The following is a 21943-nucleotide window of genomic DNA, read 5'->3' on the forward strand; positions in this document are numbered from 1 at the left end:
GTCATTACTCCCCTCCTTCCATTTTGAGTTCGATTTGCTTGTCCTCAAGCTCCCATTTATTTGCTAAAAAAGTTTGTAACTCTTGTTGTTTAATTTTTTCATCGTCTGTCTGAACTGGCTGATCGGTATTAATCGATACTTCTTGAACAGGTTCTACATTGCTTGTCTCATCTTTTTTAGGGCTTACGTAAACGATTACTTTAGATAGATCTTTAGCTGTTTTTACTGTATTTACTCCATCTTTTACTTGTAAATCTACATTTGTGATTACCTGTTCAAATTCTTTTGTAAAGCTTTTTTCAACATCCTTTTTCATTTGGACAGCCATTTGTTTTAATATATATGCACGTTCTGCTTCTTGTATTTCATTTTTCTTATTATTTATTTCATTTTTTATTTCGCCATTCGCTTCATACGTTTTAGACTGGTATCCAGCTAGTACTTCTTTTATATTTACTCTGAATAATTGAAAAATTGGTTGGAGCATCATGACAATTAATAATAGACTCGCTACAAATCGTACATATTTTGCTAAGCCGGTATTTGGAATTAACATCATAATGATGGTTGCAACTAATATATAGACGATAATATTTGAAACCCAGTGTATAAAGAATTCCATTTTTTCACCTACCTAAACATGACGACAATATTTCCTGCCGCTATTATTAATGTCATACTTAAGAAAAACATTAATGAAACAATTGATAAACAAACAAATAAATAAGTTACACTTTTTCCAATCGTATCGATCGTGCTAATGATATTTTTACTTCCAACTGGTTGTAAAATCGCCGCTGAGAATTTATAAATTAAAGCTAAAACTAATATTTTAATAGCCGGGAAAACAACGATTGCTAATAAAGTAACCAAACCTACTATCCCGACAGTATTTTTTAATAATAAAGACGCACTAATAACTGTATCTGTCACATCTGCAAAAACTTTACCAACAACCGGAATAAAATTACTAGTCACAAATTTAGCTGTTTTAACCGCTACCCCATCTGTTACTGCAGTTGTCAAACCTTGTACACTTAATACTCCTAAAAAAATAGTTAAAAAGATTCCTAGTACTCCTACAGCAACATTTCTTATTAAAGAAGCTAATTTTGTCACCTTTAACTCATCATTTATAATGCTTACAATACTTAAAATTGTAGATACAAGAATTAAAGGTAGGACAAAATACGTCACTAGTAATCCACTTGTATGCATTAAAAAAATTAAGATTGGATGGAAAACACCAACAGAGATGACACCACCTGAAGTTGCAATTAAAGCTAGTAAAATAGGAATTAAAGCTCGTAAAAAGTCAATCATAACTGTAATGGCATCTTGGGTGGCCTGTGTTGCAATATAGAAACTATTTAATGCAAAAACTACAAGTACTAGAAAAACAACATTATCGGCAATTTTACTGACTGTACTCTTTTCAAATGCATTTTGTAATGATTGGAGTAAAGAACTAAAAATAACTAACATAATTAAAATCCCTAATATTTTTCCATTACTTAATAACTCAAAAAATATATATTTACCAAATGCAATAAACCATTCTTGTAATGAAAATTTCTTTTCTCCCTTTATAAATTGGATAAAGTCCCCTTTTTGACTTTCTGGTAAAAAACCACCATATTTATGAACAACTTCATCCCAATATTGTTGAACTTCATCGATCCCTAATTTTTGTATTTGTTCATTTACTATTTCAGCAGGTGGAGGAGCAGCTTGTACAATTCTTGGTACTAAAAAAAAGAGAGTAAAGAAAAGAAGAAAAACCTTCATCCTTTTTGACATAATGTCCTCCTTTCCTTACATCTAAGAAACTTTTGGTAAAAAGCTTAAAATTGTTTCAATTAATGCTGTTAAAATCGGAACTGCAAGAACCAAAATGAGTACTTTTCCCCCTAATTCAATCTTGGAAGCAATTGCCCCTTGTCCTGCATCTTTCGTAATTTGAACTCCAAATTCAGCTATGTATGCGATCCCAATAATTTTTAATAAAGTTTCAACATACACATTTTTAATACTCGCTTGATTTGCTAGTTTTTGAATTTCATCTAATAAGAATTGAACCTTATCTAACAAAAATAAAAATAATACACAGCTTATAAAAACAGTTATTGCTAATGTAAAATTATTCATCTTAAATTGATTTAATAAAAGAATGACAAATGTTGCTGCTAACCCAATACCGACAATTTGGATGATTTCCAAAGACTCTCACCCCTAATCTAATGAAATAGAAATACATCCCTAACTTTATTAAACAGATCACCAGCTTTAGTGATCACTTGAAGAAATACGATAATGAATGCAGTAATAATTGTCCATGTAGCAAACTCTTCCTGTCCGGCTTTTTTTAAAACTGCATGGATAATTGCAGCAATTACACCAATCCCAGCTATTTGAAACATCAGTGCATAATTTGTAATCAATTTAAATCCCTCCTACAAGAGTAATATAACTATTAATATTCCGCTTAAAACTCCTAGCATTTTGGACATTCGTTCATAACTGACCTGCGAATCGATTGCTTCCTGCTCTTCTCTTTCTAAATGCTTTAATGCTAAAATGATTTGTTTTTGTTGTGAATATTTATCATGCATACCAATCGTCTCACCAAACTGTAATAATACTTGTATGTCAGACTCTTTAATCGAGACAGTTTTAGCATATTTCATTAATGAATTTTCCCAAGCTTCTTTCGCTGAAAATGCACTAGTTTCTAGTTGAATAGCAAAATCCTTTAAACAACTATTAATCGGTCCTTTTAATTGACTAGCAATTCTCCTAAACGCTTCTTGCAGAGGCAATTGACTATACATAACCTCTGCTTCAAGAGATTGGAGAGCCAACTTCCATCCCCTTAATTCTTTTGTCCGTTCTGTTAATCTACCTGCGAAATAAAACCCAAGCCAACTTGTTGAAAAAATGATAATAAGTGCTCCAATCCATCTCATTTAAAGCACCGCCCTCGGATGAAATAAACTAGCGCTATCCTTATTTTTAATATCTGTAACAGTACCAGGTGAGGGAAAACTTGAAATTTCGATAAACCGTTCAAATGTCCCATTTTGAAACAAAGGTTGAAGAGAAGGGCGTTTTCTTATTTCCTCTAGTGAATAACCATGGACCGTCACTATTAATTGAACACCGGCAAAGATCGCTTCTAAAATTGCATCTACATCTTCCTTTTTTCCAATTTCGTCTACAAGAATGACATGAGGACTCATCGACCTTACAAGCATCATCATTCCTTCAGCTTTTGGGCATGCATCTAATACATCGATTCTTTCACCAAATGTATATTGAGGTACCCCTTTAACTGAACCTGCTATTTCAGATCGTTCGTCAACAATGCCAACCTTCCCAGGCCTTATTCCCCTTATGGCATCACCTTGACTCACTACTCTTGCAAAATCTCTAAGTAATGTTGTTTTCCCAGCTTGTGGCGGGCCAATCAGCATTGTATTTTTCCATCTTCCTTCATAAACATACTTTACAAATGGACTAGCTATTCCAACTTTTTCTTTTGCAATACGAAAATTATAAGAACTAATATCTCGAATCATTTTAACCATTCCGTTTTCGGTTACAACTCGACCAGCTAGCCCTACTCGATGTCCACCTTTGATTGTGATATAGCCTTTTTTCAATTCTTCCTCAATTGTATAAATTGAAAATTGACTTAGCTTTCCAAGAATCTGTCCGCCTTCTTCTTCTGTTAAAATATAAGGTATAAAATTTGACTGATTATTAGAAATCACTTCAACTGGACGACCGACCCTTAACCTTAATTCCTCTACATGATGTAGGTCACCATATGAACGCTGTAGCTTTTCTTTAATTAATGTAGGCAATACATTGAAAACCTCTTCCATAAAAGGTCACATCCTATCATTTAAAAACTGCCAACAATATTAAAAACACACCGCAAACTACTAAAACTAATCGAATCGGATCTAATTTAGATGCAACACCTATAATTCCAATAGCCATTGTTGAAATGAGGATAATAGGCCCAACAGTTGCCAAAACACTATTTACTGCTAATGCTTTCTTAATATCGTTAAAATACAAAATTGTAAAAGCAGCAATCAATTCTACACTTCCACCAAAAACTCTGAGCATTCCCATACTTAGAACTGCTCGATCCATTGAATCAATCCAATCCTTCATAGATACACACCTTTTTCATTCTTTTTTATTACTAATATGCTGAACATGTCCATTTCAGAAGACAAACATTAATTAGAAGGCACAAAAAAGAGAGAAGTCGGATAACTTCTCTCTTTAGACTTACTTATGAATGATTGATGTGGATCTGACAAAGTAAATATGAAAATAACTTACTCCTGACAGGTCTATGAGTAAGCAAAAAACCAATAATATAAAATTAACTATTTACTCATAAAGGGTTCATGAGTAACAATTTAAGCTAAATAATGAAATGAACTTACTTATAATAGGCTGTAGTGGAAATCAACATGACTACACTTACTATAAGGCAGAATACATTCTTCGTTGTTTTAATATAAGATTCTAAAAACCAAATTAAAAGATAATATAAACAAAAAAGATTATAACCATAATAACTTGCAATACCGCTTTTGCTAATGAGCTACTAATAAAAGAGACAACTGTCGCCCATGCAGATTTTATTGATTCTTTCGTATTCTTCCCTTGTAATTTCTCAGCTATAAAAACAGAAATGAATGGGACAATAATTAAGCCAAAGGGAGGAAAAACAAACGAACCAACGATTACAGCCAAACAACCTACTCTTTCACCAGTTTTTGTACTGCCGTATTTTTTTAGAAAATATTTATTAGCTAGAATATCCGCTAGAAAAATAACAGCTGTAAAAATCAGCATAATAATCCAAAACGACATATTTAAATTAGTTTTATTAATACCAAAGTAATAAATTAAAAACCCTACCCATAATACTGGTACCCCTGGAATTATTGGTTTGATTAGCGCAACAAACGCCAATGCAAAACAAATGATAATCAATGTCCAAAGAACAATTGATGTAACCATTTCATCACCCTTACTTATTTAATTTAGTTAATAAGAAAAAGAGACACTCTTTAAATAAGTGCCTCCATTTTTTACATTTAATTAAGCTTTTGCACGTGAAACGTAGCTAGCTTCAGTTGTGTTAATAATTAATACTTCGCCTTCATTAATGAAGATTGGTACTTGAACTACTAAACCAGTTTCCATTGTAGCTGGTTTTGTAACGTTAGAAGCAGTATCACCTTTAATACCTGGTTCAGTTTCAACTACTTTTAATTCAACTGTGTTTGGTAATTCAACACCTAGAATTTCACTTTCAAAAGTCATGATATAAACTTCCATATTTTCTTTAAGGAATTTTAATTCACGTTCAATATTTGCTTCTGGTAATTCAATTTGCTCATAAGACTCATTGTCCATGAATACATGTTGGTTACCATTTGCATATAAATATTGCATTTTACGGTTTTGAATATGTGCTTTTGCTACTTTCTCACCAGCACGGAATGTTTTTTCTTGTACAGCACCAGTACGTAGGTTACGAAGTTTTGAACGTACGAATGCAGCACCTTTACCCGGTTTAACGTGTTGGAAATCGATTACTTGCCAAAGTCCACCGTCAGTTTCAATTGTTAAACCTGTACGAAAATCGTTTACTGAAATCATTAAATATCCTCCTAAAAAATGAAATGGTCCTATAAGTATGTATTGTGTAAAAAAGAACCATTTCTCTTACCATGAATTTCTTTTACAACTTTATATCATAAAGTAAAATACGCTTTTTGTGTAGTTCTAATTTCTAATCTAATGAAAACTTATAAAATGATTAGATTTTTTGGTGAAGACATTAAGTTTTCGTTACCACCAGTTTTAACGATTAAATCATCTTCTATACGAACTCCACCTAGATTTGGAATGTAAATACCTGGTTCACAAGTTACGATCATATTTGGCTCTAATACAGTATCAGAACGGAATGATACGCCAGGTCCCTCATGTACTTCTAAACCAATACCATGACCAGTTCCATGTCCGTAATATTCTCCATAACCTTTTTCCGTAATATAATCACGAGTTAAAGCATCCGCTTCTTTACCAGTGATTCCTGCTTTAATCCCGTTAACACCACGTAATTGAGCTTCAAGAACAATTTCATAAATTTTCTTCAAATCAGAATGAGGCTCACCAACAGAAACTGTTCTAGTCATATCTGATACATACCCTTTATAGTATGCACCAAAATCTAGCGTTACAAAATCACCTGTTTCAATTACTTTCTCAGATGCCACACCGTGAGGAAGAGCAGAGCGAGCACCAGAAGCAACGATTGTATCAAATGATGATGAAGTAGCGCCTAATTTACGCATAAAAAATTCTAGCTCATTAGATACTTCTAATTCAGTTACACCCGGACGGATAAAACCTAAAATATGATCAAATGCAGATTCCGCAATTTTAGCAGCTTCCTTAATGATTGAAATCTCTGCATCGGTTTTAATTAAACGTAATTTTTCAATTAATCCACTTACAGGAACTAATTCTGGTTTTACAACTTTACGGTAAGAACCAAATTCTGTAAACGTAATATGATCTTGTTCAAATCCGAGTTTTGAAACACCTAATTTTTCAGTTAAGGCTGCAACTTCAGCGGGAATTGAACCTTCATGCTTAACAATCTCATAACCTTCACATTGGCTAGTAGCTTGTTCAATATAGCGAAAATCAGTAATGAATAAAGCTTTGTCCTTAGTAATTAAAGCAACACCAGCAGAACCAGTGAAGTTTGTCATGTAACGTCTGTTGTATGTACTAGTTACTAATAATGCGTCTAATCCTTTTTCTACTAAAGTTTCACGTAACTTTTTAATTTTTTCCATTGTTTTTCTCTCCCCTACTAATCTTTTGTAACGCACTTAAACCTAAATCATATCCATACACACCTAAACCAACGATTTGTCCTACAGTAACTGCAGCTAAAACTGAAGTATGTCGGAACTCTTCTCTTTTATGTATATTTGAAATGTGTACTTCAATAGTTGGTACGGTAATACTTGCAATTGCATCACGAATTGCATAACTGTAATGAGTAAATGCGCCAGGATTAAAAAGAATTCCCTCATAGACATTATTTGCCGCATGCAGTTTATCGATTAATTCACCTTCATGATTCGATTGAAAGCAATCAATCGTATCCCCATTTTCATGTGCAAGTGATGATATATGATCCTCAATATCCTTTAATGTAGTTGAACCATAGATAGAAACTTCTCTCTGACCGAGCATATTTAGATTAGGTCCATTCAATAATAAAAACTTAGCCATTTTAAAAGTCTCCACCCATCATTTTGTGCATATTTATCCCAATCACACATATCTTGGAATACCCAAGGTTTATTTTATCATAGTGCAGACTATTTTGAATAGCCACGCAAATATGCCTTTTGCTCTTGAAATGCAAAAGAAACAGAATATGCAATAAAAGTTCCGTATAAAATGAATAAACAGATGGTAGTAACTGTCGTATCAGACGAGTAATCCTTAATTGCTTTTAAATCGAAAGCTATTTTACCAAGAACAATAAAAACAATAACCCATAGAAGCAATCCAAAAAATATACCTGGAAGAACTCCGTTAAATTTTCTGCCGATAAAATAAAATATAAACGCAATAATGATTGAAATAATGCCTATACCAACAATAGAAATTAAGTTTTCAACATAACCAGTTGCCCATTTTCCAAGTTTAATTCTTTCTAAAACAAAATTTGGACCAATTTGAGTAAAGTCGAAATAACTAAGAACTAACAAAACAGTAGACCAAAAAATACCTCCGAAAAACCCAATACTAGCAATCTTATTAAAGTGCTTATTCTCGTTCGATTCAGTCTGACCACCTTGCACTTGATTTTCAGTTTGACCTTGATCGTCCTGATTTTGACCTTGGTTTTGATTGTTTTCTTTACCCTGCATTTCCTTTTCTAGTTCTTGATCCTGACCTTGTTGCTTTTCTTGTTCTTTATCTTTGTCCTGCATTTAACATTTCCCTTTCCATACATTGCTAATTATCACTTAAGTATTATGTCCAACAAAGAAATTTTTAATGTGATTCTGATTTTTTATTAGAAAATTAAAAATATTGTGATTATTATTTAGATTTTCCTACTTCTTACTTGCACCATTATTATGCTTACATTTACAATAGATAGTAATAGATAAAAAACAAGTTTAGGTTGGTGCAACATGAGAGAGAAAAATAAAGCAGTTTATGGGGGGCAAGCAATCGTAGAGGGCGTAATGTTTGGTGGCAAAACACATACAGTCTCTGCAATTCGCAGATCAAATGAAGAAATACAATATTATGAAGAACCGATACATATAAATCGGACAATGCAAAAATTAAAGAAAATACCTTTTGTCCGTGGTGTAGTCGCGATTATACAAGCAAGTATTAACGGATCCAAGCATTTAAATTACTCAACTGAAAGATATGGTATTGATCCAGAAGATGATGAGAAAATTGCAATTGAGCGTGAAAAACAAAAAGGTACGCTTGCAACTTATCTCGGACTTTCATTATTAGCTGTTTTATCCTTTTTAGTTGGAAAAGTTATTTTTACACTTGTACCGGTTCTACTGGCAGCAACATTGAAACCAATATTTGAAACTGATTTTCAACAAGTCGTAATAGAAAGCATCTTAAAACTATGTTTTTTATTAATTTATATTTACTTAGTTTCCTTGACACCATTTATAAAAAGAGTGTTTATGTACCACGGTGCTGAGCATAAAGTGATTAATGCATATGAAAACAATATTCCTTTAACGATCGAGGGAGTCCAATCACAATCCCGACTACATTATCGTTGTGGAAGTAGCTTTATCCTATTTACAGTAATTGTTGGTATGTTCATTTACTTCTTAGTTCCAACAAGCCCACTATGGTTAAGAATTGTCGATCGACTTTTATTAATTCCAGTCGTTATAGGCGTTTCATTCGAAGTTTTGCAATTAACAAATAAAGTTCGATATATTCCTATATTAAAATGGGTAGGTTACCCTGGATTATGGCTACAATTATTAACAACTAAAGAGCCGTCCGATGATCAAGTTGAAGTATCAATCGCTTCATTTAACCGACTTTTAGAAGTGGAAAAAAATAACAAGATATAATTGACAGAATTTTATAAAAAATATCAACTTATTGGATAAAATGTAATAAACTATAAGAAACAATATTTTTTCTAATACATTTAATAACTAATTTACTCTTCACATAGGAGGTGCTTAAAGTGAATCAAAAAGTGTACTCATCAATATTTTATGGAATAATAGCATTAGCACTTTTTGGCTTAATTGCTCAGTTGATAAACGATCCAGCAAAATTATTACAAAGATTTTTATTTATAGGATTAATCCTTTTAATTATTTATTTTATTTATAGAGTTTTTTCATCTTCAAACAGTCAAAGAAGCCATCAAGACTCCTATCGTAAGGCTGCAAAACAAACTATAAAAAAATATAACACACAAAAATCTAGCTCGTTAAAAAAATCGATTAACAAATCAAAGCCCACTTCAAGAAAAAGTACCTCCAAGCCTTTGTTAAAAAAACGATCAAAGGATTCAAGTCACTTAACTGTGATAGAGGGTGAAAAGGGCAAAAAGAAAGACCGTGCTTCCTACTAGCACGGTCTTTTTATTTATTCGAATTTGATTGCGCTTCATTCGACTTTTGAATATCTTTTAATGCTTCGATTCGATTTTTATCTTCTTCAAAGAACTGAACAAGTTCGCCAATTCGATCAATCGCTTCCCAACTCATATGATGTTCCATACCTTCAACATCTTGATAAATTAAGTTTTCATCCACACCAATAATTCTTAAGAATTGCTCAAGTAATACATGGCGATAGACAAGTCTTTTCCCCATCTTTTTACCTTTTTGCGTTAGGATTAATCCTCTATATTTTTCATAAATTAAGTAATCGTCTTTATCTAGTTTTTGCACCATTTTAGTTACTGACGATGGGTGCACAGATAATGCTTCAGCAATATCAGATACACGAGCATACCCTTTATCTTCAATTAAAAGGTAAATTTGTTCAATATAATCTTCCATACTAGGTGTGGGCATGTTCTTCCTCCAATACAGTCATTCAAACTTTATTCCGTTACAATAAGCATCAAATAAAATGATACAATACATATACCAAAAGTGCAATTAACAAGAACACATTTAAATGATAATAGATAGTCATTCTGTATAAGAGTATGATGAAAATAATAAGAGTGTACCTATAAAATACAGATCCACTTTATTATGTAAAATATTGAATTTCTCCATTAGGAAAATACTTATTTATATAACCAGAAATTGTCTCTTCAATTGAAGCAGCTTCTTCTTTTTGATAAACATATTTTCCAATTCCATATTTCCCCCATTTATATTTCCTTTTCTCTTCATCCATTTCAAGTTTTGTATTAGGATACCTTTCTAAAATCACCTTTTTTGCAGGCTTAGTAAAACGATGCTGTATAAGTTCAAACGTCATCTTTTCATTTGCCAATTCACCTAATGCATCCTTTAATCGAATAAAAAGCTCCTTATAGCCTTCTTCCCAATCCTCATGCATATAAATAGGTGCAACAATAAAGCCAAATGGATACCCTGCATATGCAACTTTTTTCGCGGCTTCAATTCTCTCATCAAATGAACCAGTTCCAGGTTCAAAGTTTTTTATAACATACCTAGAATTTATACTAAATCTAAATGTTGTTTTTCCATTATGCTTTGCATCAAGTAAATGATCTACATGTGGAAATTTCGTTACAAATCTTAAACGACCGTATTCTGTTTCACCAATGAATTCAATCGTTTTCTTAAGGGAATGTGTTAAATAATCAATACCAACAATATCAGAAGTACACGCCGCTTCAAACCTTGTAATCTCCGGTTCGTGTTCCTTCATATACTTCTTTGCTTGCTCAAAAATATCTTCTAAATTTACATAAACTCTAATATATGGCTTAGAACCAAGCGTTGTTTGTAAGTAACAATAATGGCAATGCCCCATACAGCCTGTTGCAAGAGGAATTGCATATTCCGCTGAAGGTTTAGATGTTTCAAACTTTAAAGTCTTACGCAGCCCAACTACTAAAGTTGACTTGGCTATCCGGTATTTTTCCACATCATTTTCACCAGGTAAATTTCGAATTTGATTATGGGATGTTGTTTCTCTAATATCTAAACCCATCTTCTCAAATTTCTCCATTAATTCCTTTCCTAACGGATACTCTAAAGCTTGGGGCTCAAAATAAACAAGCTTTGGTATAAAGGGCTTCATTTCATCTACTCCTTCTCATCATTTTTTGATAGTATTAACACCGATAAAAATTAAAACAGTGGAAAAGGTAGGAAGTTCTCTTGTGATGCTCCTTTAGTACGAGGAAAATAGGCCGGTTTTTAGGGTATTTTATTGCATGATTTTTTTAAATTATGTAGGATTTAATTAAAAAAGATTCTTTTTTTTTGAAATTAAGTTACATTCGGATACCCAATTGTATTTTTCACTTTTTTATTTGCGTTTTTCGAATTTTAATTGCACTTTTTAATTTGCACTTCTACATTTAATTGCTCCTCTAGAGTTTTTATTTGCACCCTTTCCTCCTTAAATAGCACTCGGGTTTTATCTAATAAACATCTTCTCTCGGTGCAACAAAAAAAGAAAGCCAAAAAGGCTTTCAATAAAATTCTCACTATATATTACTTGCGCAAATTCCATTCCTCAGTACTATACTTAGTAGCGGCTAATTCCTGTACTTCCTTCTCTTGAGCCTCTGTTAATTCATACGGCACCAACTCGATATCTAAGCCAATTTCGAAGCCTTTTTCAAATGCTTCATATAAGTCAGCCATTGTTTTAGGAGTAGTACTTTCTGCATTGATCCATGTTGCACGATCTAAGAAGCGTTTTTTCATTCTCTCTCTCACTGCGTCCGAAGAGAAAATATATAAGTCATATAACATATCAACATCAATATTTAAAGGAATTGATCCGTGCTGAAGAATTGAGCCCTTTTGTCTAGTTTGAGCACTTCCAGCAATTTTTTTATCATTAACGACAACTTCATACCATGATGGAGCATCAAAGCAAACAGCACTTGCTGGGTTTTTTAATTGATTTTTTTCTTCTGCAGTTTTTGGTACAGAAAAAGAAGCATCTAAACCAAGTAGCTTGTACCCTTCTAAAATTCCCATTGAAATAACTCGATATGCTTCTGTAACCGATACAGGCATATTTGGATAACTTTCAGGGACAATTACACTATAAGTTAATTCATCATGATGAAGTACGCTTCTTCCACCAGTTTGGCGTCTAACGAAATCACCGTTGTATTTTTTTAATGCTTCTAAACTTATTTCTTGGTTTTTTTGGAAATATCCGATTGTTACAGTAGGATTTTCCCATTCGTAGAAACGTAGTGTTGGAAGAAAACCTTCTTCACTTTGCCACTTGATTAAGCATTCATCAAGAGCCATATTATAGCTACCTGATTTTACTCCGCTATTAATAAAATTCCACTTTGTCTTTGTCATGTTGAAAATCTCCTCATTTTTCGATTAAATTTTTACTTTTTAATGAAAGTTTCTTGCACAATCCTACTAGAGAATTATAATAAGATAAGTAGGTAATTGAAAGGTGTTGAAGAATTTGAGTCAGTTTTTACCAATAATTTTTGTCGTACTAGGTATCATTGTATACTCAACAGTTATGTATTTCTACCAAAAACGTTTAATTAAAACGTTAACTGAGGAAGAATTTCGTGCTGGCTACCGTAAAGCTCAACTAATTGACTTACGTGATCAAGAAGATTTTAAGAACGGCCATATATTAGGTGCTCGTAATATTCCGTTCGCACAATTAAAAACACGTTCAAAAGAAATTCGTAAAGATCAGGCAGTATATTTATATGATCAAATGGGCGTTCGTCCAGGACAAGCTGCACGTATTTTACGTAAACAAGGAGTAACAGAACTTTACCAACTTAAAGGCGGATATAAACTTTGGTCTGGTAAAATAAAAAAAGGTTTATAATCTATTTTTACTTTAAATGAAAAAACTACTTCATTTTTGCGAAGTAGTTTTTTGCGTTATGTAAAATAGTTTACCATTTATTCTTTATGAGTTTTTGGTTTAGCATATTTCTCGCCTTTTGTATCTACCTTTATGGACTCGATGATTACTGGAGTAACAGGTTTTTCCATTGAATCCACTTCAACTGCGTCAATTTTCTTAACAATATCGATCCCTTCTGTCACTTTACCAAATGAAGCATATTGCCCATCAAGGTCAGGTGTATCGTTTGCCATTATGAAAAATTGACTGCCAGCACTATTTGGATCACCAGTTCTTGCCATAGAAAGTACGCCTGTTGTATGTTTTAAGTTATTTTTAAAGCCGTTTGATGTAAATTCTCCATCAATTGCATAGCCTGGACCACCGCCACCAGTTCCTTCAGGATCGCCACCTTGAATTACGAAGTCTTTAACAACTCGATGGAATGTTAATCCATTATAAAATCCTTTGTTTGCCAGTGAAATAAAATTATCTACAGTGTTTGGTGCAATATTAGGATATAATTCAGCTTTAATAACACCGTAATCCTTTACCTTAATCGTTGCCACTGGTAATTTCTCATGTTTATTACCATTTGCAGACCTTTCATCATTTTTACCACATGCTGCTAATAAGCTGATTGTTAATACAAGACAGCTTATTAAAACTGCCCTAATTGATCTTTTTATCATTTTTCCTTCTCCCCCTCTTTCATTTTTTATTTTACCAAATATGACCATTCATTTACTATAGTTTCGAAAAATTGGGAATTTTTACACAGTCTACGTTAAATCACTATATAAAACAAAAACTGCTATTCAACATGAAATGAATAACAGTTTCCTTTCTGATTTATCCAACTCGTTTAGATGGCTCATCGATTTTATTTTTTGCAAATGGAAACCACCAATTCCATTTTCCAAATAACTGCATTAAGCTAGGCACTAAAACTAAGCGAACGATTGTAGCATCCAAGAAAATGGCTATAGCAATCCCAATTCCCATCTGTTTAACAGGTACCATATCAGTAAAAGCAAATGCTCCTGTAATAACTATCATAATTGATGCCGCTGATGTGATGATTCGGCTCGTCGATACTAATCCTTCTCTAGTCGAATAAGTATTATCCCCCGATTCATAATATAACTCTTGCATTCTCGACATTAAAAATACTTCATAGTCCATGCTTAAACCGAAAACTAATCCAAAGACAAACACTGGCAAAATCAACATGATATCAGATTGAGGTAATCCAAAATTACCACCTTGGAATAACCAGGTAATGATTCCAAACGTTGCACTCAATGATAATACATTCATTAATATCGCTTTGATTGGAATGATAATTGACCTAAATGCAATCATTAATATGATAAAAGTACTAACCATAATCACGAGTAAACCGTATACAATGTTATCTGTAATCTCATCAAATAATTCTTGTTCAAATTTCACTTGACCGCCAACAGTATAATCAAGCCCTTCAATTTTGCCATTATATTTCTCTTCAAAATCTCTTACCCATTGCTTCCCTTTTTCTGATTTAGGATCAGAGTTTAAGAATACTTGTATATAAGTTTTATTCTTTTTAATATAAGCATCAATCGCAGGCTGGATTTTTGATGCATTAGGTGATTTTAAAGCAGGTAATAATGCTTTAGCGTCTAAATTAACTGCATTCAACACACTTTTAACTTCATAAACATTTTTGTCATCTTCAAGCTTTTTCTGAATCTTATCTAATGCGTTTATATTATTTTGCTTTAAGAAATCAGTATTGGATTCTAAAACAATTGATATCGTCCCATGTTTTTGAGCTTCGGGAAGAAAAGCTTTTTGATATTTTTCATAATTAATTCTCGACGTTGCATCCTTCGGTAATGCATCGATTGTCGGTATATTTAAGTGCACATCCCGAATTGGAATGACGAAAAGTCCTAAAATGATTAATGATGTTAGTGCCATTATGATTGGTCTTTTCATTACGAAATTAGCAAATTTTCGCCAAACTGCTTGTTGTTGGTCTTGGCTACGATTCGCAATCGATTTTAACGTACCTTTATTAATATTTTTACCAAGAGCTGAAAGTACTGCTGGTAGTAGTGTTAATGATAAAAACAGACTTACTAAAACAACAACTGCACCACTTATTGCGACACTTCTAAATAAATCAATATTTATGAAATAAAGAGCTGACAATCCAATAAATACACAAATACCAGAAAAAATAATCGCTCTACCCGCAGTTGCAAACGTTACACTAATTGCTTCCTTCACTGTCTGTTGATTCTGTAATTCAGTTTTATAACGACTAACGAATAATAACGCAAAATCGATTGATAATGCTAATCCAATCATCGGTGCAACATTTAATACAAAGATTGATAAATCAACATGCTTACCTATAAAGAATAAAATTCCAAATGTACTTAAAATACTAATCATACCGATTATGATTGGAATAGCAGATGCAACTAAACTTCCGAACGCAAAAAATAGAACGATAAACGCAATCGGTACACCAATCATTTCTGCTTTCTTTAAGTCTTCTTGACTAGTTTTATTCATTACATCACTAATAATTGTAAATCCAGTTGTTCCTACCTTTACCGTATCATCTGAAAATGACTCTACTTTTTTGGCAAATTTATTGTTTAGATCAACAAGCTTATCGTGATCCTTCTCACTGTATAAAAGAGATAAGTAGGCAATATTATCTTTTTTCATAACAGGATTCATTAAAGGGTGATGAAATTGTTTTATATTCTTTTCTTTTTGAACTTCCTTCACAATCCGTTGTATATCAGATTGGAATTCGGCGCTTGTGGCACCCTTTTTTCGCTCAAGTAAAATGATGAGTGAATCTGGCGATTGCTCAAATTCTTTTTCAAGTACATTCTTAGCTTTTTCATACTCTCCAGGTGTTCTAAAACCATCTCCATCTAAAATGCCAGGTAAATGCTTTGAATAAATACCTAAAATAATTGAAAATACAGCTAAAATTACAATAACAATATATCGGAATTGATAAATCGATCGACCCACCTTTTTCCAAGCACTATTTTCACTTACTGTACTTTTCATTTTTACACTCCTTATTTACATATCCTACCAATATCTTATCAAACTGATTTAAATTCGCCTATTTATTTATATAGTTTGAGTCAGAAAATTTTTAAAGAAAACTAACCTAGTGGTAACCATTAAGACGAAGACAGAGGGCTAGTTGTGCTTTATACTTAAGAATTGGCCATCACTAACTACTTCGCTGTCATTTTTACTTTCTTAATCTGTAAAAAAACGCTCATAATATAAATCAAATAGATTTATATTAGAGCGTTAAAATCTTGAAACTATGATTGCAACGACTATTCCGATTAATGCTCCAACAACAACTTCATAGGATGTATGACCTACTAATTCATTTAAGGCTTTATAGTTTTTTATTCTGCCATGAAAAAAATCATTTAATAACTTCGCATGTTTACTAACTGCTAATCTTACCCCAGATGCATCGTACATTATAATAATCGCAAAAATTGCTGCGATGGCAAAAGTAACTGTTTCAAACCCTTCATTTAATCCTACACTTAATGCTAATCCTGTCACAGTCGACGAATGTGAACTTGGCATCCCCCCAGATGCAAAAAACTTAGAAATATCGAAGTCTTTTTCTTTAAATAAATGGATAATAACCTTTAAAAACTGAGCAATAAACCAGGCAATTACAGCTGTTATTAATGGTGCGTTATGAAATATAGTCAAAACGTCCTCCTTAGATTTAAATAATTGTTATTCCATTATTATCTTTCTTAAATAATTGTATATTCACCAACTACTAACAAGAGTTAGATAATTTTTTAATATTTAAATACGAAACAGAAATTTTTCCTTTTACCATTATTATTAGTTAAATGAATTAATTATAATAATGATTTTTAAAAATAACTTTTATTTAATATTTTACACGTAAATAGTTTAAGTCTCCCCCTTTTACTAATTACCTTTTAATTCAATAAAAAATTAAGAAATATATAAATTTTTAATAAATTATCATTTTTGAAATTGACAATCCATATAATTCTGATAGACTTAGTTGTAATTAAATTCTAGGAGGAAGCTCATGAGCCAAACCAACGACTTAAAACCCATCATTGAGGTCGTGGAATCGTTACTTAATGGTTTAAGATTTGGAACAATCACATTAGTCGTTCAAGATGGGAGAATTATTCAAGTAGAAAAGCAAGAAAAAATACGATTAAAGTAAATATGTTCCTGCTGACTAGAAAAACTAGAGGCAGCTCAAGTCTACGTATGACAAATGTAGATTTGGGCTGCTTTTTCTTTTTAGGATAACTTGGCTTCTTTTAGTCAATTGGAGGAAAGAAAATGAGATTTGAAAATTGGAACGTAAAAAGTATTCCTGATTTTTCGATTGATAATGAAACAAAAGGTGCACTTGAAGTACTCGAGTGGGCTTACAAAACCTATGGTGATGATCTAATTTATGCTTGTAGCTTTGGGATTGAGGGGATTTTATTAATTGATTTAATTTCAAAAGTAAAACCTGATGCAAAGGTTGTTTTCTTAGAGACTGGTCTACATTTCAAGGAAACTTATGAATTAATAGACCGCGTGCAAGCTAAATATCCAAGCTTACAAATTGAAAAGAAAACACCAAGTCTATCTTTAGAAGAGCAAGCGAGTATTCATGGAGATGAGTTATGGAAGCGTGAACCGAATAAGTGCTGTAATATTCGTAAAATCTTACCACTACAAGAAGCTCTTAAGGGTGCGCAAGCTTGGGTGTCAGGCTTAAGAAGGGAACAATCTCCTTCACGACAAAAAACAGAATTTCTTAATCTAGATAATAAGTTCAACCTGATAAAAGTTTGTCCCTTAATCCATTGGACTTGGAAAGAAGTTTGGCGTTATGTATATTACAAAAATCTTCCATACAATCCGTTACACGATATAGGGTACCCGAGTATAGGTTGTGAGGTATGTACATTACCTGCTTCAAATTCTTCAGATAGTCGATCTGGTCGTTGGTCTGGATCACAAAAAACTGAATGTGGGTTACATGATTAGTTGTCTATATTAGATGCTAAAAAAAGAAATTTTATTCTTACTAACTATTAAATTAGGAAAATATAAGGAGTGTATTGAAATGAGTTTACCCCCTCATGGCGGAGTCTTAATTAATCGATTTAATTCAGAAGTAACTTTTAAAGATGGTTTGAACGAAATTCCTTTAGATTTAATTGCGTTAAGTGATTTAGAGCTAATTGGAAATGGAGCTTATAGTCCCCTTACTGGATATTTAGGAAAAGATGACTATGAGCAAGTCGTAAGCACAATGAAATTAAAAAATGGAACCGTATGGAGTATTCCAATTACCCTTCCTGTTAGTGGACAAATAGCTAGTAAGTTAAAACTAGGAGAACTAGTTAAACTTACTTGGGAAAATAAAGTGTATGGTTTGTTAAAGATTGATGATATTTATACACCTAACAAATTACTGGAAGCACAGTTTGTTTATGGAACTACTGACACAAACCACCCTGGAGTAGCAAAAATGTATTCTCGTGGTGATGTTTATTTAGGTGGGGAAGTAACTGTTATTAGACAAATCAATCGTACGCAATTCACTGAACATTATTTAAGTCCAAAAGAAACGAGAGATAAATTCGCATCATTAAACTGGAAGAAAATAGTTGGGTTTCAAACTCGTAATCCAGTTCATCGTGCCCATGAATATATTCAGAAAACTGCACTTGAAATCGTGGATGGCTTGTTCTTAAACCCATTAGTTGGAGAGACAAAATCGGACGATATTCCTGCCGAAGTACGAATGAAGAGCTATAAAGTATTACTCCAAAACTATTATCCTACAGACCGTGTATTTTTAGCTGTATTCCCTGCCGCGATGCGATATGCAGGACCAAGAGAAGCTGTGTTCCATTCAATTGTGAGAAAAAATTACGGCTGCACACATTTTATTGTCGGTCGAGATCATGCTGGTGTTGGTAATTATTATGGAACTTATGATGCTCAAAAAATCTTTCAAAAGTTTTCACATGATGAATTAGGTATTAATCTCTTATTCTTTGAAAATAGTTTTTATTGCTCAAAGTGCGAGAATATGGCATCCACTAAAACATGTCCGCATAGTAGCGAGCATCACGTAACATTATCGGGTACGAAGGTTCGTGAAATGCTAAAAAAAGGTGAAATTCCTCCTTCTGCTTTTAGTAGAAAAGAAGTTGTTGAAGTACTTATTGAAGGTTTAAAAGAACCTGAATCAATTTCTGTAGAATAGGAGAAAAGATAAATGTCTAAAAATATCGTTTGGCATCAGGCTAGTATTTCAAAAGAAGATCGTCGTCAAAAAAACAATCACCACAGTTGTATTTTATGGCTTACTGGATTATCTGCTTCAGGTAAATCGACGATTGCTAACGAGATTGCAAAAGCACTATTCCATCTTAATGTTCAACAATACGTATTAGACGGTGATAATATTCGTCACGGTTTAAACAAAGATCTAGGATTCACTGATTATGACAGAACTGAAAACATACGACGAATTGGTGAAGTCGCAAAACTCTTTGTAGATAATGGGCAAATTGTCTTAACGGCCTTTATTTCCCCTTTTATTGCTGATAGAAATATAGTCCGGACATTGGTCGAACAAGATGAATTTATTGAAGTTTACGTAGAATGCTCCGTAGAGACTTGTGAGAGTAGAGATCCAAAAGGACTTTATAAAAAAGCAAAAAATGGTGAAATTCAAAACTTTACTGGCATCAGCTCTCCGTATGAGGCGCCAATAAATCCAGAATTAATATTAAATACCGATAAACAATCCGTTCAAGAATGTGTTGAAACAGTACTTCAATTTTTAAAGAATAAAAATTATATTGGGTAAGGTGATGTTCGATGGCATTTGAAAAAATATGGAAAGACAATCTTAAGTTAAATGAAACTGAAAAAAAGAAACTCGTTAAAGATGGACTAAAAATTTATGATGACATCCCCTACTATGCTGAAAATGGGTTTGAATCAATTCCAAAAGATCAATGGGATTTATTCAAGTGGGCTGGATGCTATTTACAAAAACCAAAAGAAGCTGGATATTTTATGATGCGTGTTAATGTTCCGTCTGGCATATTAACTCATGAACAGCTTATAACATTAGCAGAAATCGCTCGTGATTATGGTCGAGATGTATATGATATTACAACCCGACAAGCAATCCAATTTCATTGGTTAACAATTGAACAAATACCAGATATTTTTACTCGTTTAGAAAAAGTTGGTCTATCTAGCGCTGGTGCATGTGGTGATATTACACGTAATATCGTTGGAAATCCACTTGCAGGGATCGATCCAAATGAATTATTTGATACTACCCCTATTGTGAAGGAGATTTATGAATTTTTTCAGTTTAATGAAGAATTTTCTAATCTCCCTAGAAAATATAAAATGTCGATCAGTACAAATAAAAATAATGCATCAAATGCAGAAATTAACTGCATTTCATTTATTCCGGCTATTAAAGAAATTAACGGCAAAGAAATTTCTGGTTTCCACTTAAAAGTTGGTGGTGGTCTTTCTTCAGCTCCACATTTAGCTCAAGAACTGGATGTATTCTTGTTACCAGATCAAGTGAAAGAAGTTGCAATCGCCGTTACAACAATCTTTAGAGATTATGGCTATCGTGAGAAACGCCATCATTCTCGTTTAAAGTTTTTAGTCGCTGATTGGGGCGTTGAAAAGTTTAAAGAAGTTTTAGAAGGATATACAGGTAGGTTATTAACGAAAGGAACTGGCTTTGAAGAGTCATGGAATGCAGGATATTTTTATGGAGTTCATCCACAAAAGCAAAAAGGACTAAATTATGTCGGATTAAGTATACCTGTTGGAAGATTGCATTCTAAGGAAGTTTTTGAGTTAGCTAGAATTGTTAAAAAATACGGTAATGGTGAAATACGTAATTGTAATTCACAAAATTTAATTTTGCCAAATATTCCTGCAGAAAATATTGATGAATTATTGAAAGAACCAATACTTGAAAAGTTCACACCAATCCCTCCAAAATTTATTGGTTATTCTGTTGCTTGTACAGGAAATGAATACTGCAATTTAGCTTTAGTAGAAACGAAGGCTCGAATGAAAGATACAGCTTCTTATTTAGATGAAAAAATTACTTTAGATGTACCTGTTAGAATTCATATGGTTGGTTGCCCTAACTCTTGTGGTCAAAGAGCAATCGCTGATATAGGACTTCAAGGAATCAAGGCACGTAATGAGAAAAAAGAATTAGTAGAGGCTTTTGAAATCTATGTAGGTGGTACATTAGCAAACGGTGGTAAATTAAATGAAAAATTAAAAGGGAAGGTTGAATCCCCTGCCCTTCACCTAGTATTAGAAAAATTCTTGCAGCACTTTAGCGAAAATAAACTACCTTCTGAGCCTTATTTAGATTATGTATCAAGAGTTGGGATCGAAGAATTACAAAAATATTTAACATCCATTCTTGAAACTGTTAATGCATCTTAAAGAAAGTCGGTGACATATGTTTTTATATCGATTTGAAGCATCAATCGAAAATCGGATCGTTCCTATAGTTATATTAGCAAATGATGATGAAAAAGCATTTAAACTAGTTGATACAGAACTTGAAAAGTTTTATGTTAAGAAGCCGGACGTTAAAGAACTACTAATGTATGAAAAAAAGAAAGTTAGTCAAAGTGGTGGATTTGTTTTAGATTTAGAAGTTTTAAGTAAACGATGA

At 32.7% G+C, this 21943-nt stretch carries 27 protein-coding genes; 9 read left to right on the forward strand and 18 right to left on the reverse strand.

Annotation, left to right across the window (positions count from 1 at the left end; translation table 11 throughout):
* Window positions 1-4: 4 nt before the first annotated feature.
* The 12 genes from spoIIIAF to B6K90_RS02420 form a co-directional block, all read right to left on the reverse strand.
* Window positions 5-622, reverse strand: coding sequence for a stage III sporulation protein AF (spoIIIAF, locus tag B6K90_RS02365; protein ID WP_088010925.1), 618 nt, complete (start codon window positions 620-622; stop codon window positions 5-7).
* Window positions 623-630: 8 nt separating this feature from the next.
* A complete protein-coding gene (spoIIIAE, locus tag B6K90_RS02370) occupies window positions 631-1800 on the reverse strand; it encodes a stage III sporulation protein AE (RefSeq protein WP_088010926.1) in 1170 nt (389 codons plus the stop codon).
* 21 nt (window positions 1801-1821) lie between these two features.
* Complete coding sequence (gene spoIIIAD, locus B6K90_RS02375; RefSeq protein ID WP_088011436.1) at window positions 1822-2211, reverse strand: stage III sporulation protein AD; 390 nt, start codon at window positions 2209-2211, stop codon at window positions 1822-1824.
* Between the two features lie 26 nt (window positions 2212-2237).
* Complete coding sequence (spoIIIAC, locus tag B6K90_RS02380) at window positions 2238-2441, reverse strand: stage III sporulation protein AC (protein ID WP_088072847.1); 204 nt, start codon at window positions 2439-2441, stop codon at window positions 2238-2240.
* A gap of 12 nt (window positions 2442-2453) precedes the next feature.
* On the reverse strand, window positions 2454-2966 hold the full coding sequence (gene spoIIIAB, locus B6K90_RS02385; RefSeq protein ID WP_088010927.1) for a stage III sporulation protein SpoIIIAB: 513 nt from the start codon (window positions 2964-2966) through the stop codon (window positions 2454-2456).
* The gene (gene spoIIIAA / locus B6K90_RS02390) at window positions 2967-3887 is read right to left on the reverse strand and encodes a stage III sporulation protein AA (protein WP_088010928.1); all 921 of its coding nucleotides are present in this window, start codon (window positions 3885-3887) and stop codon (window positions 2967-2969) included.
* A gap of 16 nt (window positions 3888-3903) precedes the next feature.
* A complete protein-coding gene (locus B6K90_RS02395; RefSeq protein ID WP_235821689.1) occupies window positions 3904-4185 on the reverse strand; it encodes a YqhV family protein in 282 nt (93 codons plus the stop codon).
* Between the two features lie 375 nt (window positions 4186-4560).
* Window positions 4561-5049 carry a DUF456 domain-containing protein gene (locus B6K90_RS02400; RefSeq protein ID WP_088010929.1) on the reverse strand — a complete coding sequence of 163 codons (489 nt, stop codon included), beginning with the start codon at window positions 5047-5049 and terminating at the stop codon, window positions 4561-4563.
* An 81-nt stretch (window positions 5050-5130) separates the two neighbouring features.
* On the reverse strand, window positions 5131-5694 hold the full coding sequence (efp, locus tag B6K90_RS02405) for an elongation factor P (protein WP_088010930.1): 564 nt from the start codon (window positions 5692-5694) through the stop codon (window positions 5131-5133).
* A gap of 149 nt (window positions 5695-5843) precedes the next feature.
* Window positions 5844-6905, reverse strand: a complete 1062-nt coding sequence (locus B6K90_RS02410) for a M24 family metallopeptidase (RefSeq protein WP_088010931.1) — start codon at window positions 6903-6905, stop codon at window positions 5844-5846.
* On the reverse strand, window positions 6892-7350 hold the full coding sequence (gene aroQ, locus B6K90_RS02415) for a type II 3-dehydroquinate dehydratase (protein ID WP_088010932.1): 459 nt from the start codon (window positions 7348-7350) through the stop codon (window positions 6892-6894). The genes B6K90_RS02410 and aroQ overlap by 14 nt, the downstream gene beginning before the upstream one ends.
* 89 nt (window positions 7351-7439) lie before the next feature.
* Window positions 7440-8060, reverse strand: coding sequence for a YqhR family membrane protein (locus B6K90_RS02420; RefSeq protein ID WP_088010933.1), 621 nt, complete (start codon window positions 8058-8060; stop codon window positions 7440-7442).
* 207 nt (window positions 8061-8267) lie between these two features.
* Between B6K90_RS02420 and B6K90_RS02425 the strand changes: the two genes are divergently transcribed.
* Together B6K90_RS02425 and B6K90_RS02430 are read left to right on the forward strand one after the other, a co-directional pair.
* Complete coding sequence (locus B6K90_RS02425; RefSeq protein WP_088010934.1) at window positions 8268-9197, forward strand: DUF1385 domain-containing protein; 930 nt, start codon at window positions 8268-8270, stop codon at window positions 9195-9197.
* 119 nt (window positions 9198-9316) lie between these two features.
* Window positions 9317-9712, forward strand: a complete 396-nt coding sequence (locus B6K90_RS02430) for an SA1362 family protein (protein ID WP_088010935.1) — start codon at window positions 9317-9319, stop codon at window positions 9710-9712.
* A 10-nt stretch (window positions 9713-9722) separates the two neighbouring features.
* On the opposite strand, the gene mntR is transcribed toward B6K90_RS02430, so the two are convergent.
* From mntR to B6K90_RS02445, 3 genes are all read right to left on the reverse strand, one after another.
* Window positions 9723-10160, reverse strand: coding sequence for a transcriptional regulator MntR (mntR, locus tag B6K90_RS02435; RefSeq protein WP_088010936.1), 438 nt, complete (start codon window positions 10158-10160; stop codon window positions 9723-9725).
* Between the two features lie 184 nt (window positions 10161-10344).
* Entirely contained in the window at window positions 10345-11370 is a 1026-nt protein-coding gene (splB, locus tag B6K90_RS02440) for a spore photoproduct lyase (protein ID WP_088010937.1), read from the reverse strand.
* A gap of 419 nt (window positions 11371-11789) precedes the next feature.
* A complete protein-coding gene (locus tag B6K90_RS02445; protein ID WP_088010938.1) occupies window positions 11790-12623 on the reverse strand; it encodes a lipoate--protein ligase family protein in 834 nt (277 codons plus the stop codon).
* A 175-nt stretch (window positions 12624-12798) separates the two neighbouring features.
* Here B6K90_RS02445 and B6K90_RS02450 point away from each other — a divergent pair, with 175 nt between their 5' ends.
* A complete protein-coding gene (locus tag B6K90_RS02450; protein WP_084006937.1) occupies window positions 12799-13122 on the forward strand; it encodes a rhodanese-like domain-containing protein in 324 nt (107 codons plus the stop codon).
* A 77-nt stretch (window positions 13123-13199) separates the two neighbouring features.
* Here B6K90_RS02450 and B6K90_RS02455 read toward each other — a convergent pair whose 3' ends face one another.
* From B6K90_RS02455 to B6K90_RS02465, 3 genes are all read right to left on the reverse strand, one after another.
* Window positions 13200-13835, reverse strand: coding sequence for a peptidylprolyl isomerase (locus B6K90_RS02455; RefSeq protein ID WP_088010939.1), 636 nt, complete (start codon window positions 13833-13835; stop codon window positions 13200-13202).
* A 160-nt stretch (window positions 13836-13995) separates the two neighbouring features.
* The gene (locus B6K90_RS02460; protein WP_088010940.1) at window positions 13996-16227 is read right to left on the reverse strand and encodes an MMPL family transporter; all 2232 of its coding nucleotides are present in this window, start codon (window positions 16225-16227) and stop codon (window positions 13996-13998) included.
* Window positions 16228-16482: 255 nt separating this feature from the next.
* Complete coding sequence (locus B6K90_RS02465; RefSeq protein ID WP_088010941.1) at window positions 16483-16908, reverse strand: divergent PAP2 family protein; 426 nt, start codon at window positions 16906-16908, stop codon at window positions 16483-16485.
* Between the two features lie 358 nt (window positions 16909-17266).
* Here B6K90_RS02465 and B6K90_RS02470 point away from each other — a divergent pair, with 358 nt between their 5' ends.
* From B6K90_RS02470 to B6K90_RS02495, 6 genes are all read left to right on the forward strand, one after another.
* A complete protein-coding gene (locus B6K90_RS02470; protein ID WP_056475111.1) occupies window positions 17267-17410 on the forward strand; it encodes a YezD family protein in 144 nt (47 codons plus the stop codon).
* A 122-nt stretch (window positions 17411-17532) separates the two neighbouring features.
* Window positions 17533-18234, forward strand: coding sequence for a phosphoadenylyl-sulfate reductase (locus B6K90_RS02475; RefSeq protein ID WP_088010942.1), 702 nt, complete (start codon window positions 17533-17535; stop codon window positions 18232-18234).
* Between the two features lie 79 nt (window positions 18235-18313).
* Window positions 18314-19465 (forward strand): sulfate adenylyltransferase, encoded by a 1152-nt coding sequence (gene sat / locus B6K90_RS02480; protein WP_088010943.1) that lies wholly within the window; start codon window positions 18314-18316, stop codon window positions 19463-19465.
* 12 nt (window positions 19466-19477) lie between these two features.
* The gene (gene cysC / locus B6K90_RS02485) at window positions 19478-20074 is read left to right on the forward strand and encodes an adenylyl-sulfate kinase (protein ID WP_088010944.1); all 597 of its coding nucleotides are present in this window, start codon (window positions 19478-19480) and stop codon (window positions 20072-20074) included.
* A gap of 11 nt (window positions 20075-20085) precedes the next feature.
* Entirely contained in the window at window positions 20086-21708 is a 1623-nt protein-coding gene (locus B6K90_RS02490) for a nitrite/sulfite reductase (protein WP_088010945.1), read from the forward strand.
* Between the two features lie 16 nt (window positions 21709-21724).
* Window positions 21725-21943: a DUF3906 family protein gene (locus tag B6K90_RS02495; RefSeq protein ID WP_088010946.1), complete on the forward strand. Its 219-nt coding sequence runs from the start codon at window positions 21725-21727 to the stop codon at window positions 21941-21943.

Origin of the sequence: Gottfriedia acidiceleris (assembly GCF_002128425.1) — a bacterium.
Classification (GTDB): domain Bacteria; phylum Bacillota; class Bacilli; order Bacillales; family Bacillaceae_G; genus Gottfriedia; species Gottfriedia acidiceleris.

What these genes read in the sequence shown, in the direction of transcription:
- spoIIIAF (WP_088010925.1), bottom strand. Translation starts at nt 622, where the DNA reads ATGGAATTCTTTATACACTGGGTTTCAAATATTATCGTCTATATATTA.
- spoIIIAE (WP_088010926.1), bottom strand. Translation starts at nt 1,800, where the DNA reads ATGTCAAAAAGGATGAAGGTTTTTCTTCTTTTCTTTACTCTCTTTTTT.
- spoIIIAB (WP_088010927.1), bottom strand. Translation starts at nt 2,966, where the DNA reads ATGAGATGGATTGGAGCACTTATTATCATTTTTTCAACAAGTTGGCTT.
- spoIIIAA (WP_088010928.1), bottom strand. Translation starts at nt 3,887, where the DNA reads ATGGAAGAGGTTTTCAATGTATTGCCTACATTAATTAAAGAAAAGCTA.
- B6K90_RS02395 (WP_235821689.1), bottom strand. Translation starts at nt 4,185, where the DNA reads ATGAAGGATTGGATTGATTCAATGGATCGAGCAGTTCTAAGTATGGGA.
- B6K90_RS02400 (WP_088010929.1), bottom strand. Translation starts at nt 5,049, where the DNA reads ATGGTTACATCAATTGTTCTTTGGACATTGATTATCATTTGTTTTGCA.
- efp (WP_088010930.1), bottom strand. Translation starts at nt 5,694, where the DNA reads ATGATTTCAGTAAACGATTTTCGTACAGGTTTAACAATTGAAACTGAC.
- B6K90_RS02410 (WP_088010931.1), bottom strand. Translation starts at nt 6,905, where the DNA reads ATGGAAAAAATTAAAAAGTTACGTGAAACTTTAGTAGAAAAAGGATTA.
- aroQ (WP_088010932.1), bottom strand. Translation starts at nt 7,350, where the DNA reads ATGGCTAAGTTTTTATTATTGAATGGACCTAATCTAAATATGCTCGGT.
- B6K90_RS02420 (WP_088010933.1), bottom strand. Translation starts at nt 8,060, where the DNA reads ATGCAGGACAAAGATAAAGAACAAGAAAAGCAACAAGGTCAGGATCAA.
- B6K90_RS02425 (WP_088010934.1), top strand. Translation starts at nt 8,268, where the DNA reads ATGAGAGAGAAAAATAAAGCAGTTTATGGGGGGCAAGCAATCGTAGAG.
- mntR (WP_088010936.1), bottom strand. Translation starts at nt 10,160, where the DNA reads ATGCCCACACCTAGTATGGAAGATTATATTGAACAAATTTACCTTTTA.
- splB (WP_088010937.1), bottom strand. Translation starts at nt 11,370, where the DNA reads ATGAAGCCCTTTATACCAAAGCTTGTTTATTTTGAGCCCCAAGCTTTA.
- B6K90_RS02445 (WP_088010938.1), bottom strand. Translation starts at nt 12,623, where the DNA reads ATGACAAAGACAAAGTGGAATTTTATTAATAGCGGAGTAAAATCAGGT.
- B6K90_RS02450 (WP_084006937.1), top strand. Translation starts at nt 12,799, where the DNA reads ATGTATTTCTACCAAAAACGTTTAATTAAAACGTTAACTGAGGAAGAA.
- B6K90_RS02455 (WP_088010939.1), bottom strand. Translation starts at nt 13,835, where the DNA reads ATGATAAAAAGATCAATTAGGGCAGTTTTAATAAGCTGTCTTGTATTA.
- B6K90_RS02460 (WP_088010940.1), bottom strand. Translation starts at nt 16,227, where the DNA reads ATGAAAAGTACAGTAAGTGAAAATAGTGCTTGGAAAAAGGTGGGTCGA.
- B6K90_RS02470 (WP_056475111.1), top strand. Translation starts at nt 17,267, where the DNA reads ATGAGCCAAACCAACGACTTAAAACCCATCATTGAGGTCGTGGAATCG.
- B6K90_RS02475 (WP_088010942.1), top strand. Translation starts at nt 17,533, where the DNA reads ATGAGATTTGAAAATTGGAACGTAAAAAGTATTCCTGATTTTTCGATT.
- sat (WP_088010943.1), top strand. Translation starts at nt 18,314, where the DNA reads ATGAGTTTACCCCCTCATGGCGGAGTCTTAATTAATCGATTTAATTCA.
- cysC (WP_088010944.1), top strand. Translation starts at nt 19,478, where the DNA reads ATGTCTAAAAATATCGTTTGGCATCAGGCTAGTATTTCAAAAGAAGAT.
- B6K90_RS02490 (WP_088010945.1), top strand. Translation starts at nt 20,086, where the DNA reads ATGGCATTTGAAAAAATATGGAAAGACAATCTTAAGTTAAATGAAACT.
- B6K90_RS02495 (WP_088010946.1), top strand. Translation starts at nt 21,725, where the DNA reads ATGTTTTTATATCGATTTGAAGCATCAATCGAAAATCGGATCGTTCCT.